The sequence below is a fragment of the uncultured Xanthomonas sp. genome, from assembly GCF_964278005.1.
Classification (GTDB): domain Bacteria; phylum Pseudomonadota; class Gammaproteobacteria; order Xanthomonadales; family Xanthomonadaceae; genus Xanthomonas_A; species Xanthomonas_A sontii.
Window position 1 is genome coordinate 789,993 of the sequence record NZ_CAXYKF010000023.1, and the last position, 14,019, is coordinate 804,011.

Consider the following 14,019-nt stretch of genomic DNA (forward strand, 5'->3'; position numbering starts at 1 on the left):
GGGGATTGGGGAGTGGGGATGACCAGCCGTTCGGCTGTGGAAAGCGGGGATTCGCAAAAGCGGACCGCTGCAGTGAGTGCGGGGCCGTTCGTGATTCGGCCTGGTGATCTTGACGATCCGGCGGTGCGTGGGTTGCTGGAGTACCACGTGCAGCAGATGCATGCGCAGTCGCCGCCGGAAAGCGTGTATGCGCTGGATGTTTCCGGTCTGCGGCGCACCGACGTGCGGGTGTGGAGCCTGTGGCGCGACGATGCGCTGGCCGCGGTCGGTGCGCTGCGGGTGCTTGGCGAGGGCGGCGGCGAACTGAAGTCGATGCGCACGCATCCGGCGTTCCTGCGCCAGGGCGCGGCGGCGGCCCTGCTCGACCATCTGATCGCGGTCGCCCGCGCCGAAGGCCTGCAGCGGCTGAGCCTGGAAACCGGCAGCGGCGCGGCGTTCGCGCCGGCGCTGGCGTTGTATCGCCGGCGCGGCTTCCGCAACGGGCCGGCGTTCGGCGATTACGTGCCGAGCGCGTTCAACCAGTTCCTGCATCTGCCGCTGTAGCGCCGCGGCGCGCCGTCGCCGGAAAACGGCATCCTGCGCGTGCACCGATCCGACGGTGCCGCTTGCCCTTACCATCCCTCGACCCCCAACGCCGCCACTGCCCGCATGTCCACTCCCGCTCCTGTCTCGCCGCGTCCGCGTTGGTTCGTCGCCGGCGACCTCAACGGCTTCTTCGGCCTGGTGGTCGACAACCTGTCGATCCTCGGCTTCATCACCCTGGCGCTGGTCGGCCTGTTCCAGTTCCCCGTCGAGGTCATCTACACCCGGATGATTCCCGGCACCGCCTTCGGCGTGCTGGTCGGCAACCTGCTCTACACCTGGATGGCGCGGCGGCTGGCCGCGCGCAGCGGGCGCAGCGACGTCACCGCGATGCCGCTGGGCCTGGATGCGCCGACCAGCATCGGCATGGCGCTGCTGGTGCTCGGCCCGGCGTTCGTGCGCTACAAGCAGCAGGGCCTGGACCCGCAGGCCGCGGCGCTGGCCACCTGGCACCTGGGCATGGCGTCGCTGGTGGTGATGGGCGCGCTGAAGACGGTGCTGTCGTTCTTCGGCGATGCGGTCACCCGCGCCTTGCCGCGCGCCGCGCTGCTCGGCTCCATCGCCGGCATCGCCATCGTGTTGATGGGCTTCCTGCCGCTGCTGGAGACGCTGCGCACGCCGCTGGTCGGGCTGGTGGTATTGGGCCTGCTGCTGTACGTGCTGATCGCCAAGGGGCGGCTGCCGTGGCGCCTGCCGGGGGTGCCGCTGGCGCTGGCGTTGGGTACCGGCCTGTACTACTGGGCCAACGCGGCCGGCTTCGGCATTCCCGGCCACCAGGCGCCGCAATGGAGCGCGCCGCAGCTGGTGTTGCCGTGGCCGAGCCTGGGCTTCGTCGCCGGCCTGGCCGACACGGTGCCGCTGCTGCCGTTGCTGCTGCCGTTCGGCCTGCTGATGGTGGTGGGCGGCATCAACGTCAGCGAAAGCGCACGTGCCGCCGGCGACGACTACCGCACCCGCGACATCCTGTTGGTCGAGGCCGGCGCGACCCTGATCGCCGGTGTCTGCGGCGGCGTCGCCCAGACCACGCCGTACATCGGCCAGCCGGCCTACAAGCACATGGGCGCGCGCAGCGGCTACACCTTGCTCACCGGGCTGTTCATCGGCCTGGGCGGCATGTTCGGGCTGGTCGCCGGCCTGGTGCAGTGGCTGCCGATGGCGGTGCTGGCGCCGATCATCGTCTACGTCGCCATCGACATCACCACCCAGGCCTTCCAGGCCACGCCCAAGCGCCATGCCGGCGCGATGGTGCTGGGTTTCCTGCCGTCGGTGGCCTATCTGCTGGCGATCAAGGCGCCGGGCTGGATCGCCCCGGAGCAGCTGGCCAAACTCACCACCACGCTCGACGGCCACGGCCTGCCCGAGCTGGCGGTGATCCTGACCCTGGGCAACGGTTTCATCATCACCGCGATGCTGTGGATCGCCTCGGTGGCGGCGATGGTCGACGGCCGCCTGCGTCGCGCCGCCGCGTTCCTGCTGGTGGCGGCCGGGCTGACTCTGTTCGGGCTGATCCATTCGGTGGACCCGCGTGGCGGCCTGTACCTGCCGTGGACGCTGAGCGGCGTGCCCAAGTTGATCGCCTGGCAGTTCGTCGGTGGCTACCTGGTGCTGGCCGCCTTGCTCGGCCTGCTGTCGTTGCAGAAGCCGCGCGCGGTGCTGGTGGACTGACGGCGGCGCGACAAGCGGTGCCGGGATCGCAACGATGCACGAGAGGAGGATGGCATGAACGCTTGCCCTGGCCTGCGCATGCGTGCGCTGGCACTGCTGCTGGCACTGAGCTGGATGCCCGAGGCCGGCGCGGTGTCGTTCGATTGCAGCAAGGCAACCACGGCGGTGGAGCGACTGTTGTGCACGGACAAGCGGTTGGACGCCACGGAGGAATGGCTGGCCCTGCGCTATGCGGCGCTGCGCGACGTGGTCCCCGCGGCGCAGCGGCCTGGCGTGCGCAACGCGCAGCGCGACTGGCTGGCGCAGCGCCAGAGCTGCCTGGCCGAGACCGATCCGGGGGCCTGCCTGAAACAGCGGATGGAGGCGCGGGTACGCGCGCTGGACGCCGAGTTCGCGCCGCAGGCGGCGCGCTTCGACCGCATCGTCGCCAGCATTCCCACCACGCCTGCCGCGGCGGCGGCGCAGCTGCGCGCCTACGATGGTGGTCTGGCCTCGGCCTGGCTGGTGTACCTGCATCGCTTCGTGCCGGCGGCCGGGGTGGCGGCGGCCGAAGCGCATGCCCGGTTCGCGTCCGCTAGCACCGCCCTGCGGCAGCAGGACGGGGTATCCGCCGGGCTGCTCGACACGTCCGAGCCGAGCAGCCGACAGGCCGGGGAAGCGCGCGACCTGACCCTGTTGCGGCTATGGATCGAACGCAGCGGCTATACGCCGGATGCGGCCACGCAGCCGAATCCGCGCCCCTACGTGCATTGTTTCGTGTTCGCCGCGCAGGGCGAGGCCGCCTACGACGCCATGGGCCCGCTGTATGGCTCCAGCCGCGATCTTTCCGCGCCGATCTGCCGGCCGTTGCCCGGCCTGTTCGATCAACCCGCATGGATGCGCTTGCAGCAGGCATTCGGCAGCCTGGTGGATCGCGTCTCCGACGACGCGGGCACCATGCGCTACGCGGATTTCGCCGCATGGCGGGTGCTGTCGCTGCAGGCCACGGTGTCGCCACTGCTATTGCTGAAACAACCCAAGGGCGCCGAGCCGCCCGGCGATCCGGCCGCCGCCATCGCCGCGTGGCACGACGCGAGCGTGTGGCCGCAGGCCGATCGCAAGGCGGCACTGGCGGCCTTGCAGCCGGCGCGCGCTGCCGCGGCGCAATGGATGATCGCGCACAAGGCAATGCCGGCGGCGCAGGCCGACCGCGTCGCGGCGGTGCTGGTCGCAGCCTGGGTCGGTGCGCGCATCGCCTTTGCCGAAGGCCCGCAGGGGTAATGGTCGCGTACGCGGCGCTGGTAGGGCGCTGGCGCCTCGCGCAAGGCGTGCATCTAGGCTGAACGCCGGCCGTCCCGCGCTGGAACCGGTGCGCATCGCGGCGGTCACACCTCCATTGTCCGATGGAGATGTGCATCCCATGCAGCCGCGTCACTCGTTCTGGCCGTGGATCCTGGTCGCCGTGCTGGTGGCCGCCGCCGCGGCCTGGTTGTTCCGCGACAACATCGCCGCGCTGTGGCCCGCCACTGCGCCCGCACCTGCCGCGGTCGCGCCGCCGCCCGCCGCGGCCGCGCCGACAACGCCTGACACGCCTGCCGCGGCGGCAACGCCGCCGCCGATACAGCACCCGATCGATGCCGCGGAAGCCGCCGACGCGGCGATTCCGGCGCTGGCCGCCAGCGACGATGCGGCCTGGTCTGCACTGAGCGCGCTGGCCGGCGGCGACGCACCGCTGGCGCTGCTGCTGCGCGACCACCTGATCCAGCGCCTGGTGACCATGGTCGACAACCTGACCCAGCGCCGCGTCACGGCCCGCTCCCTGGCGCTCAAGCAGGTGCCGGGCGAGTTGCAGGTGAGCACCGATGCCAGCGGCGCCAGCGTCATCGCCGACACCAATGCCCAGCGCTATTCGCCCTACGTGGAGGCGTTCACCCGGGCCGATCCGGGCACGGCGGTGGCGGCCTATCGCCGCTTCTATCCGCTGTTCCAGCAGGCTTATGTGGAGTTGGGCTATCCGCAGGGCTACTTCAACGACCGGCTGGTGCAGGTGATCGACCACCTGCTGCAGACCCCGACGCCGACCGCGCCGCTCGCGGTGGAGATGGATCCGGTGCGCGGCAAGTACCGCTTCGTGGATCCGGCGCTGGAATCGCTGTCGATCGGCCAGAAGGCGCTGCTGCGCATGGGCCCGACCCAGGCCGCCGCGGTCAAGGCGCAGTTGCGTGCGGTGCGCGAAGCCCTGACGCGGACCTGAGCCAGACGCGAGGCGCGTGCCGCGTCATGCGGGCTTTTTGTTTTCTGGCAGGAGCGGCCCGAGGCCACCTCGAGCCGCTCATGCGGGAAAGCGCCTATGGCCACGCCTGAAGCGCCCTTGTGGGAGGGACTTCAGTCCCGACGCGCTACACCATAGATCACCACGGCATGACGGCGGTCTTTCAACGGACGTGGCAGGCCGACGCCGGACGTCCAGCCTCGCTCAGCCATCCAATTCCGGGTAATGCCGGAAGATGCCGTTCTCGTTGAACGGCAGGCGCCGCGGCGAGGCCAGGTAGGCGGCGATGCCCGGGCGCTCGCACACGCGCTGCTGCAGCGCGCGCAGCCGCGGCAGCTTCGGCGAGAGTTTTTTCATCGCCTGCGGGAAGGCGTAGTCCAGCCCGCTCATCAGCTGGAACAGCGACAGGTCCACGTAGGAATGCTCGCGCAGCACGTGGCGCCCGCCGCCCTGGTCCAGCACCTGTTCGAAATAGCCAAGGAACTTCGGCAGCCGCTGCTTGCGCAGGTCTTCGGCGCGCCGCCGCGCTTCGGCCTTCTGATCCTCGTAGTACAGCGCGCTGGCGATGGGATGGTGGCTGTCGTGGACCTCGGCAACCAGGTCGGCGATGGTCAACTGCAATTGCAGCGCCTGCAGCCGCCGCGATTCGCTGTCCGGCACCAGGCCCAGCGGCGGGCCGAGGTAGTGCAGGATGTTGGCGACCTGGGCGATCACCAAGCGGCCGGCCTTGAGGAACGGTGGTGCGAACGGGCGTGCGCCGGCATGGGCGCCGTCGAGGAAGGGCTGCATCGCCGCATCGCCCTGCTCGCGCGCTACGTCGCGATAACCGGCGCCGGCATCCTCCAGCGCCAGCCGCACGAACTCGCCGCGGCCCTGGATGCCGGTCCAGTAGTACAGCTCGTAGTGCATGGCGGGGCCTGTGCGTGGGGACGGGAGCGCCGAGGGTAGCCGCCGTTGCGGTAGCGGCGTGTGACTGTCTGGTACCGGAGTGCGGCGGACGTCACGTCGCGTCGCCGCCGTCCCGCGAGGTGTATACAGACGTCGCGGACGGCCTTGAAACAGGGGCGAACAGCCGCATTTTGCTGGCATGCCGGCACGGCCGGCCCTTTCCTTCAGAGGACTTCCCGATGCGGATGGACAAGCTCACCTCGCGCTTCCAGCAGGCCCTGGCCGACGCGCAGTCGCTGGCCGTGGGCCGCGACCACACCATCATCGAACCGGTGCACGTGTTCGTGGCGCTGCTCGACCAGGCCGGCGGCAGCACCCGGCCGTTGCTGGCGCAGGCCGGCGTCAACGTGCCGGTGCTGCGCGAGCGGCTCGGCGAGGCGCTGGACAAGCTGCCCAAGGTCAGCGGCCAGCCCGGCAACCTGTCGATGGGCAACGATCTCAGCCGCCTGCTCAACCAGACCGACAAGCTGGCGCAGCAGCACAACGACCAGTTCATAGCCAGCGAGTGGTTCGTGCTGGCCGCGGCCGACGACGGCGGCCCGTTGGGCCTGGCGCTGCGCGCGGCCGGCGCCGACAAGAAGAAGCTCGAGGCCGCCATCGACAAGCTGCGCGGCGGCGAGACCGTGCAATCGGAAAACGCCGAGGAACAGCGCCAGGCGCTGGAGAAGTACACCATCGACCTCACCGCGCGCGCCGAGAGCGGCAAGCTCGATCCGGTGATCGGCCGCGACGAGGAAATCCGCCGCACCGTGCAGGTGCTGCAGCGGCGTACCAAGAACAACCCAGTGCTGATCGGCGAGCCCGGCGTGGGCAAGACCGCCATCGTCGAGGGCCTGGCCCAGCGCATCGTCAATGGCGAAGTGCCCGAAGGCCTGCGCGGCAAGCGCGTGTTGTCGCTGGACATGGGCGCGCTGATCGCCGGCGCCAAGTTCCGCGGCGAGTTCGAGGAGCGGCTCAAGGGCGTGCTCAACGATCTGTCCAAGAACGAGGGCCAGATCATCCTGTTCATCGACGAACTGCACACCATGGTCGGCGCCGGCAAGGCCGATGGCGCCATGGACGCGGGCAACATGCTCAAGCCGGCGCTGGCGCGCGGCGAGCTGCACTGCATCGGCGCCACCACCCTCGACGAGTACCGCAAGTACATCGAGAAGGACGCGGCGCTGGAGCGGCGCTTCCAGAAGGTGTTCGTCGGCGAGCCGAGCGTGGAGGACACCATCGCCATCCTGCGCGGGCTCAAGGAGCGCTACGCGGTGCACCACGGCGTGGAGATCACCGACCCGGCGATCGTCGCCGCGGCCACCCTGTCCAATCGCTACATCACCGACCGCCAGTTGCCGGACAAGGCCATCGACCTGATGGACGAAGCGGCCAGCCGCATCCGCATGGAGATCGACTCCAAGCCGGAGGAACTGGATCGCTTGGAACGGCGGCTGATCCAGCTCAAGATCCAGCGCGAGATGCTGAAGAAGGAGAAGGACGAGGCCTCGCGGCAGCGCCTGGCCGACCTGGAGAGCGACATCGACAAGCTCGAGCGCGAGTTCTCCGACCTGGACGAGGTGTGGAAGTCGGAGAAGGCGGCGCTGCAGGGCGCGACCAAGATCAAGGAGCAGATCGAGCAGGCGCGCGTGGAACTGGAGGCCGCGCAGCGGCGCCAGGACTACGCCAAGATGAGCGAGATCCAGTACGGCCTGCTGCCGAACCTGGAGAAGCAGCTGGCCGCGGCCAACGAAGCCGAACAGCACGACTTCAAGCTGGTGCAGGACCGCGTCACCGCCGAGGAGATCGCCGAGGTGGTGTCGCGCTGGACCGGTATCCCGGTCAACAAGATGCTCGAGGGCGAGCGCGACAAGCTGCTGCGCATGGAGGACGAACTGCACCAGCGCGTGGTCGGCCAGGAAGAGGCGATCAAGGTGGTGTCCGACGCGGTGCGCCGCTCGCGCGCCGGCCTGTCCGATCCGAACCGGCCCAGCGGCTCGTTCCTGTTCCTGGGCCCCACCGGCGTCGGCAAGACCGAGCTGTGCAAGGCGCTGGCCGAGTTCCTGTTCGACAGCAGCGACGCGATGATCCGCATCGACATGAGCGAGTTCATGGAGAAGCACTCGGTGGCGCGGCTGATCGGTGCGCCTCCGGGCTATGTCGGCTATGAGGAAGGCGGCTACCTGACGGAGGCGGTGCGGCGTCGGCCGTATTCGCTGATCCTGCTCGACGAAGTCGAGAAGGCGCACAGCGACGTGTTCAACATCCTGCTGCAGGTGCTCGACGACGGCCGCCTCACCGATGGCCAGGGGCGCACCGTGGACTTCCGCAACACCGTCATCGTGATGACCTCCAACCTGGGCTCGCACCAGATCCAGGAGCTGAGCGGCGACGGCAGCGCCGAGGCCTACACGCAGATGAAGGCGGCGGTGATGGGCGTGGTGCAGGCGCACTTCCGCCCGGAGTTCATCAACCGCCTGGACGACATCGTGGTGTTCCATCCGCTGGACAAGGCGCAGATCAAGTCGATCGCGCGCATCCAGCTGCATGGCCTGGAGAAGCGCCTGGCCGAGCGCGGGCTGAAGATCGAACTGGGCGAGCGCGCGCTGGAGCTGCTCGGCAATGTCGGCTTCGACCCGGTGTACGGCGCGCGTCCGCTCAAGCGCGCGATCCAGGCGCAACTGGAGAACCCGCTGGCGCAGCAGATCCTGTCCGGCCAGTTCCTCAGCGGCGACACCATCAAGGTCGAGGCCGAGGGCGGCAAGCTGGTGTTCGAGAAGGCCTGATGGGTTCCATCGCGCAGGCGCGTTCCGCTGTGTCGGCGGCGCGCGCCCTGCTGGTGGACATGGACGGCGTGCTGCGGCTGTGGCCCGACGACGATGCGACGCTGGAGCGCGCGCACGGCGTGCCGCCGGGCAGTCTGCGCGCGGTGGCGTTCGCGCCGGCGCTGCTGGAGCCGGCGATCCGTGGTGCCACCAGCGATGCGCAATGGCGCGCCGAGGTGGTCGCGCGTCTCGCCGCGCTGGCGCCCCAGGCCGACGTCGCGGCGCTGGTCGCCGCCTGGTCCGCGCCGACGGCGGCCCGCCTCAACCAGCCCGTGCTGGCGCTGCTGCGACAGGTGCGCCAGCGCGTGCCCGTGGTGCTGCTGAGCAACGCCACCTCGCGCCTGCCGCACGACCTGCAGGCGCTCGGCCTCGCCGACCTGTTCGATGCCGTGGTGAATTCGAGCGAGGTCGGCGCGATCAAGCCGGAGCCGGCGATCTTCCTGCATGTGCTGGCGCAACTCCGGATGGCCGCGGACGAGGTGTTGTTCGTCGATGACACGGCGGTCCATGTCGAGGCGGCACGCGCCCTGGGCCTGCGTGCCGAGCGCTACGTCGGCATCGACGCGTTGCGTGCCTGGCTGTTCGCCCAGGGCGTGCTCGGCGACGACTGAGCCCGGCGGGCCGCCACGTTACCGGCCGCAGCGCTGACAACCCAGCGGCATGGCCTCATAACCGCAGGTTTGCATCTGCCGTCGTGCGCGGCGCTATCGTCTGCGCTCCCTCGTTGCCGAGACGCGCGCCATGTCCGACCCGAACTGGAAGCTGGAAACCATCGCCGTGCACGGCGGTTATCGCCCCGATCCGACCACCCGCGCGGTAGCGGTGCCGATCTACCAGACCGTGGCCTATGCCTTCGACGACACCCAGCACGGCGCCGACCTGTTCGACCTGAAAGTGCAGGGCAACATCTACAGCCGCATCATGAACCCCACCACCGACGTGCTGGAGCAGCGCATCGCCGCGCTGGAAGGCGGCATCGGCGCGCTGGCGGTGGCCTCCGGGCAGGCGGCGGTGACCTATGCCATCCAGACCATCGCCGAGGCCGGCGACAACATCGTTTCCTCCAGTGCGCTGTACGGCGGCACCTACAACCTGTTCGCGCATACGCTGCCGCTGTCCGGCATCCAGACCCGCTTCGCCGACTATCGCGATCCCGGTGCCTTCGCCGGACTGATCGACGAGCGCACCAAGGCCATCTTCGTCGAGTCGATCGGCAATCCGCGTGGCAACGTCACCGACCTGGAAGCGGTGGCCGCCATCGCCCACGCCCACGGCGTACCGCTGATCGTCGACAACACCGTGCCCACGCCGTACCTGCTGCGGCCGTTCGAGTTCGGCGCCGACATCGTGGTGCATTCGCTGACCAAGTACCTGGGCGGCCACGGCACCAGCCTGGGCGGGGCGATCGTCGATTCCGGGCGCTTCCCGTGGGCGGCGCACGCGCAGCGCTTCCGCCGCCTCAACGAGCCGGACGTGAGCTACCACGGCGTGGTCTACACCCAGGCGCTGGGCGAGGCGGCCTACATCGGCCGCGCGCGGGTGGTGCCGCTGCGCAACACCGGCGCGGCGCTGTCGCCGTTCAACGCCTTCCAGATCCTGCAGGGCATCGAGACGCTGCCGTTGCGCATGGACCGGATCAACCAGAACGCGCTGGCGCTGGCGCGGCACCTGCAGGGCGAGGCCAAGGTGGAGTGGGTCAACTACGCCGTCCTACCGGACCATCCCGAGCACGCGCTGGCGCAAAAGTACCTGCGCGGCCACGGCTCGGGCGTGCTGACCTTCGGCCTGCGCGGCGGCCGCGCCGCCGGCGCGCGCTTCCTCGATGCGCTGCAACTGTTCACCCGCCTGGTCAACATCGGCGACGCCAAGTCGCTGGCCACGCATCCGGCGTCCACCACGCATCGCCAGCTCTCGCCCGAGGAATTGCAGCGCAGCGGGGTCAGCGAGGATACGGTGCGGCTGTCGGTGGGCATCGAGCACATCGACGACCTGCTCGCCGACCTGCGGCAGGCGCTGGCGCAGGCCTGAGCCACGTCGCGGGCTGCACGCGTGCTCAGCGGAAGAACTGGCTCGGCGGCTGCCCGAACTGGCGCTTGAACATGGCGGTGAACGCGCTGGGGCTGTCGTAGCCCAGTTCCACCGCCACGTCGATGATGCGGTCGCCGGCGGCCAGCCGTTCGAGCCCGCGCAGCAGGCGCAGTTGCTGGCGCCACTGGCCGAAGCGCATCTGCAGTTCGCGTTGGCACAGGCGCTGGATGGTCTTGACGTCCACACCCAGCGCCGCGGCCCAGGCGTGCAGGGTGGTGGCATCGGCCGGGTCGGCGTCGAGCGCGGCGGCGATGCGCAGCAGGCGCGGATCGCGCGGCTGCGGCAGGTACAGCGGCAGCGCCGGCAGGGCATGCAGTTCGTCCAGGATCAGCCGCATCAGCCGCCCGTCGCGCGAGTCGGCGGCGTGGTCCCAGGGGATCTCCGCGGCGCTGCGGATCAGTGCTTCCAGCAGCGGCTCCACCGCCATCACCGTCGGCGTGTCTGGCATGCCGGCGATGGCGGCGGGGCGGATGTACAGGCTGCGCATGCGCAGGACGCCGATCCAGCGCACGCTGTGCTCGGTGCCGGCGGGGATCCACAGCGCGCGCGTGCTCGGCACCACCCAGTGGCCCTGGCCTGACCGCACCACCATCAGGCCGGACACCGCGTAGATCAACTGATGACGCGCATGCCGGTGCGGGGCGATGGCGCTGTCGGGCGGGTAGTCGACGGCCTTGCACACCACGTCGGCGGGCGCGTCGTCCGCATTGCGGCCGGCGCGCGGCACCAGCATGTCCTTTTTGCGATGGTTACTGGGCATGTCGCGCAAGAAGGTCGGGGCAGGGCAGCCTACCATGCACGCACTCCCGGCAATTCCCGTCCCGCCATGTCCACGCTGCGCCCTGCCGCGCCCGTCGCTGCCGCTCCCGCCGCTCCCGTCGCCCCGCGCAAGGTCGCGTCCGGCGTTCTGGCTGCGATCACCTCCTCGCACCTGATCAACGACATGATGCAGTCGCTGATCCTGGCGCTGTATCCGGTGCTGAAGGGCCAGTTCCAGCTCAGCTTCGCCCAGGTCGGCCTGATCACCCTCACGTACCAGATCACCGCCTCGCTGTTCCAGCCGCTGATCGGGCTGCGCACCGATCGCCGGCCGGCGCCGTATTCGCTGCCGATAGGCATGAGTTCCACGCTGTGCGGGCTGTTGCTGCTGGCCTATGCGCCCAGCTTCGGCATGGTGTTGCTGGCGGCGGCCTTGGTCGGGATCGGCTCGGCGATCTTCCATCCCGAATCCTCGCGCATCGCGCGGCTGGCCTCGGGCGGCCGCCATGGTCTGGCCCAGTCGGTGTTCCAGGTCGGCGGCAATACCGGCACCGCGCTGGGGCCGCTGATCGCCGCGGCGGTGATCGTGCCCAACGGCCGCCACAGCGTGGCCTGGTTCGGCGCCGCGGCGTTGCTCGGCATCGCCCTGTTGTCCTACGTCGGGCGCTGGTACGCGCTGCACCTGCAGGCCGCGCGCGCGACGCCGCGGCCGGTCGCCGCGGTGCCGGCGCTGCCGCGCGCCACGGTGGTGCGCATCGTCGGCATCCTGCTGCTGCTGATCTTCTCCAAGTATTTCTACATCGCCGGCCTGAGCAGCTACTACACGTTCTACCTGATCCAGCGCTTCGGCATCTCGGTGCAGAGTGCGCAGCTGCACCTGTTCGCGTTCCTGTTGGCCTCGGCGCTGGGCACGCTGATCGGCGGCCCGGTCGGCGACCGCATCGGCCGCAAGCCGGTGATCTGGGTGTCGATCCTGGGCGTGGCGCCGTTCGCGCTGGCGCTGCCGCATGTGGGCCTGCATGCGGCCACCGCGTTGACCGTGCTGATCGGCTTCGTGTTGTCCTCGGCGTTCTCGGCGATCCTGGTGTATGCGCAGGAAATGATGCCCGGACGCATCGGCACCATCTCCGGGCTGTTCTTCGGCTTCGCCTTCGGCATGGGCGGGCTGGGCGCGGCGGTGCTGGGGCTGCTCGCCGACCACCGCGGCATCGTCTTCGTGTACCAGGTGATGTCGTTCCTGCCGCTGCTGGGCATCGTCGCCGCGCTGCTGCCGAGCCGGCGACCCGACGCCGTCGCGACGCACTAGCGCGACCGCGCGTGGCCGGCATCGGCCGGCGTGGACAGCTTGGCGAAAGCAAGCGGCCGCATGCTGTCGCGCCGGCCGTCGCGCCCCCATCGCCGTCTTCGCATGCCTGTCATCGCCCTGGTCTCGTCCGTTGCCCACGCCTGGTCCACGCTGGTCGACCTGGTCGCCAGCCACGCGGTAGCACCGCTGCTGGCGGCGCTGCATCTGACCGGACTCAGCGACGATCCGCACGACATCGCCGCCTCGTTGCTGGTGGCGGCATTGCAACTGTCCATCATCGGCGTGCTGTTCCGGCCGCTGGAGAGCCTGTGGCCGGCCGAGCGCTGGGAACATCGGCGGCTGGCGCGGATCGACTTCCACTACACCTGGCTGATGTTGATCGGGGTGTTCCCGCTGTTCTCGTTCCTGATCCTGACCCCGGTGGTCAACGCGCTGGGCGGCGCCGACCCCAACGCCGCGGCGGCGCCGGAGACCGGCCTGCGCCATCTGTGGCCGTGGCTGGACCGGCATCCGCTGGTGCTGTTCGCGCTGTACTACCTGGCCTACGACTTCACCTACTACTGGATGCACCGGGTGCAGCACTGGATGCCGTGGTGGTGGGCGATGCACAGCATGCACCACAGCCAGCGCCAGCTCAGCTGCTGGGCCAACGACCGCAGCAACTACCTGGACGGCATGCTGCAGTCGTTCGTGCTGGCCGCGGTGGGCATCGCATTCGGCATCGAGGCCGACGAGTTCGCCTGGCTGATGCTGCTCGGCGAGCTGGTGCAGAACCTGTCGCATGCCAACACCCGGTTCGGCTTCGGTCCGGTGCTCGACAAGATCCTGGTCGATCCGCCGTTCCACCGCCTGCACCACATGCGCGTGGACCCGGAGCGGCCGGGGCTGCACAACTGCAACTTCGGCCAGGTGTTCGCGTTCTGGGACGTGCTGTTCGGCACCGCGCTGTATGGCGAGCCGGTGCGGCCGACCGGGGTGGGCGATCCGATGGTGGACCGCGACAACGAGCTGGGCCTGGTGGCGCTGCAGGTGGAAGGGCTCAAGCGCTTCTGGGGCGCGGTGCGGCGCCGCTCAGGATGGACGCCGGGCGAGGTCGCGTTCGGCGAGGACTATGCGCCGATCCCGGTGGATCATGCGGGCTTGCCGTTGAGTGGCGGGGATTCGGGAGTGGGGAGTCGGGATTCGTAGGAGCCGTGGCGGTTGGCAATGCGGTTGTTGCCGGTCTCGCTGGCTGTCGTACCCTCACCCCAACCCCTCTCCCGGGGGGAGAGGGGCTAGTCGGCTCACTGCTTCTTCAGACAACCGCTCATGAAGGTCTTGCGGGCGTCGCCCTGTAGCTTCTGCGTCGCGGCTTGGGCGTTGCAGTCCTTCATCCGTTGCTGCGAGGCGTTGCCCGCCGCCGGGGCGGTGCCGCCGCTGAGGCAGGCCTTTTGCGCGCTCTTGTACTCATCGCCTTTCTTGCCCTTGTTCTGGGCCGAGCACTTGGCCATCAGGGTCTGTTGTGCGGTCTGCGGCTTGGTCGCGGCGGTGGCCAGCAGTGGGGCGGCGGTGAAGCTCAGCAGCAGACAGGTGGCGGCGAAGCGGGCGGAACGGGTCATGGCGGCAGCTCCGGTTGG

Annotated in this window: 12 protein-coding genes; 9 read left to right on the forward strand and 3 right to left on the reverse strand. The window is 69.8% G+C overall.

Features of this window, described 5'->3' with window-relative positions; all coding sequences use genetic code 11:
* Positions 1 to 123 precede the first annotated feature (123 nt).
* From ACHWVH_RS17675 to ACHWVH_RS17690, 4 genes are all read left to right on the forward strand, one after another.
* A complete protein-coding gene (locus ACHWVH_RS17675; RefSeq protein ID WP_226980455.1) occupies positions 124 to 543 on the forward strand; it encodes a GNAT family N-acetyltransferase in 420 nt (139 codons plus the stop codon).
* 105 nt (positions 544 to 648) lie between these two features.
* On the forward strand, positions 649 to 2,247 hold the full coding sequence (locus ACHWVH_RS17680) for a hypothetical protein (protein ID WP_043091763.1): 1,599 nt from the start codon (positions 649 to 651) through the stop codon (positions 2,245 to 2,247).
* Between the two features lie 54 nt (positions 2,248 to 2,301).
* Positions 2,302 to 3,507, forward strand: coding sequence for a lysozyme inhibitor LprI family protein (locus ACHWVH_RS17685; RefSeq protein WP_394687645.1), 1,206 nt, complete (start codon positions 2,302 to 2,304; stop codon positions 3,505 to 3,507).
* A 139-nt stretch (positions 3,508 to 3,646) separates the two neighbouring features.
* Positions 3,647 to 4,480 (forward strand): DUF3014 domain-containing protein, encoded by an 834-nt coding sequence (locus ACHWVH_RS17690; protein WP_394687646.1) that lies wholly within the window; start codon positions 3,647 to 3,649, stop codon positions 4,478 to 4,480.
* A 222-nt stretch (positions 4,481 to 4,702) separates the two neighbouring features.
* Here ACHWVH_RS17690 and ACHWVH_RS17695 read toward each other — a convergent pair whose 3' ends face one another.
* Positions 4,703 to 5,407 carry a glutathione S-transferase gene (locus ACHWVH_RS17695; protein ID WP_150409759.1) on the reverse strand — a complete coding sequence of 235 codons (705 nt, stop codon included), beginning with the start codon at positions 5,405 to 5,407 and terminating at the stop codon, positions 4,703 to 4,705.
* A gap of 218 nt (positions 5,408 to 5,625) precedes the next feature.
* On the opposite strand from ACHWVH_RS17695, the gene clpB reads away from it, so the two are divergent.
* The 3 genes from clpB to ACHWVH_RS17710 all read left to right on the forward strand — a co-directional run bounded on the left by clpB (position 5,626) and on the right by ACHWVH_RS17710 (position 10,278).
* Complete coding sequence (gene clpB, locus ACHWVH_RS17700; protein ID WP_394687647.1) at positions 5,626 to 8,211, forward strand: ATP-dependent chaperone ClpB; 2,586 nt, start codon at positions 5,626 to 5,628, stop codon at positions 8,209 to 8,211.
* Positions 8,211 to 8,861 (forward strand): HAD-IA family hydrolase, encoded by a 651-nt coding sequence (locus ACHWVH_RS17705; RefSeq protein ID WP_295923781.1) that lies wholly within the window; start codon positions 8,211 to 8,213, stop codon positions 8,859 to 8,861. The genes clpB and ACHWVH_RS17705 overlap by 1 nt, the downstream gene beginning before the upstream one ends.
* Positions 8,862 to 8,991: 130 nt before the next feature.
* Positions 8,992 to 10,278: an O-acetylhomoserine aminocarboxypropyltransferase/cysteine synthase family protein gene (locus ACHWVH_RS17710; RefSeq protein ID WP_394687648.1), complete on the forward strand. Its 1,287-nt coding sequence runs from the start codon at positions 8,992 to 8,994 to the stop codon at positions 10,276 to 10,278.
* Between the two features lie 25 nt (positions 10,279 to 10,303).
* Here ACHWVH_RS17710 and ACHWVH_RS17715 read toward each other — a convergent pair whose 3' ends face one another.
* Positions 10,304 to 11,071 (reverse strand): AraC family transcriptional regulator, encoded by a 768-nt coding sequence (locus tag ACHWVH_RS17715; RefSeq protein WP_394687649.1) that lies wholly within the window; start codon positions 11,069 to 11,071, stop codon positions 10,304 to 10,306.
* Positions 11,072 to 11,164: 93 nt separating this feature from the next.
* Here ACHWVH_RS17715 and ACHWVH_RS17720 point away from each other — a divergent pair, with 93 nt between their 5' ends.
* Positions 11,165 to 12,403 carry an MFS transporter gene (locus ACHWVH_RS17720; RefSeq protein WP_394687650.1) on the forward strand — a complete coding sequence of 413 codons (1,239 nt, stop codon included), beginning with the start codon at positions 11,165 to 11,167 and terminating at the stop codon, positions 12,401 to 12,403.
* 102 nt (positions 12,404 to 12,505) lie between these two features.
* Positions 12,506 to 13,591, forward strand: a complete 1,086-nt coding sequence (locus ACHWVH_RS17725; RefSeq protein ID WP_394687651.1) for a sterol desaturase family protein — start codon at positions 12,506 to 12,508, stop codon at positions 13,589 to 13,591.
* A 95-nt stretch (positions 13,592 to 13,686) separates the two neighbouring features.
* Here ACHWVH_RS17725 and ACHWVH_RS17730 read toward each other — a convergent pair whose 3' ends face one another.
* A complete protein-coding gene (locus tag ACHWVH_RS17730; RefSeq protein WP_017910801.1) occupies positions 13,687 to 14,001 on the reverse strand; it encodes a PsiF family protein in 315 nt (104 codons plus the stop codon).
* Positions 14,002 to 14,019: the final 18 nt, after the last annotated feature.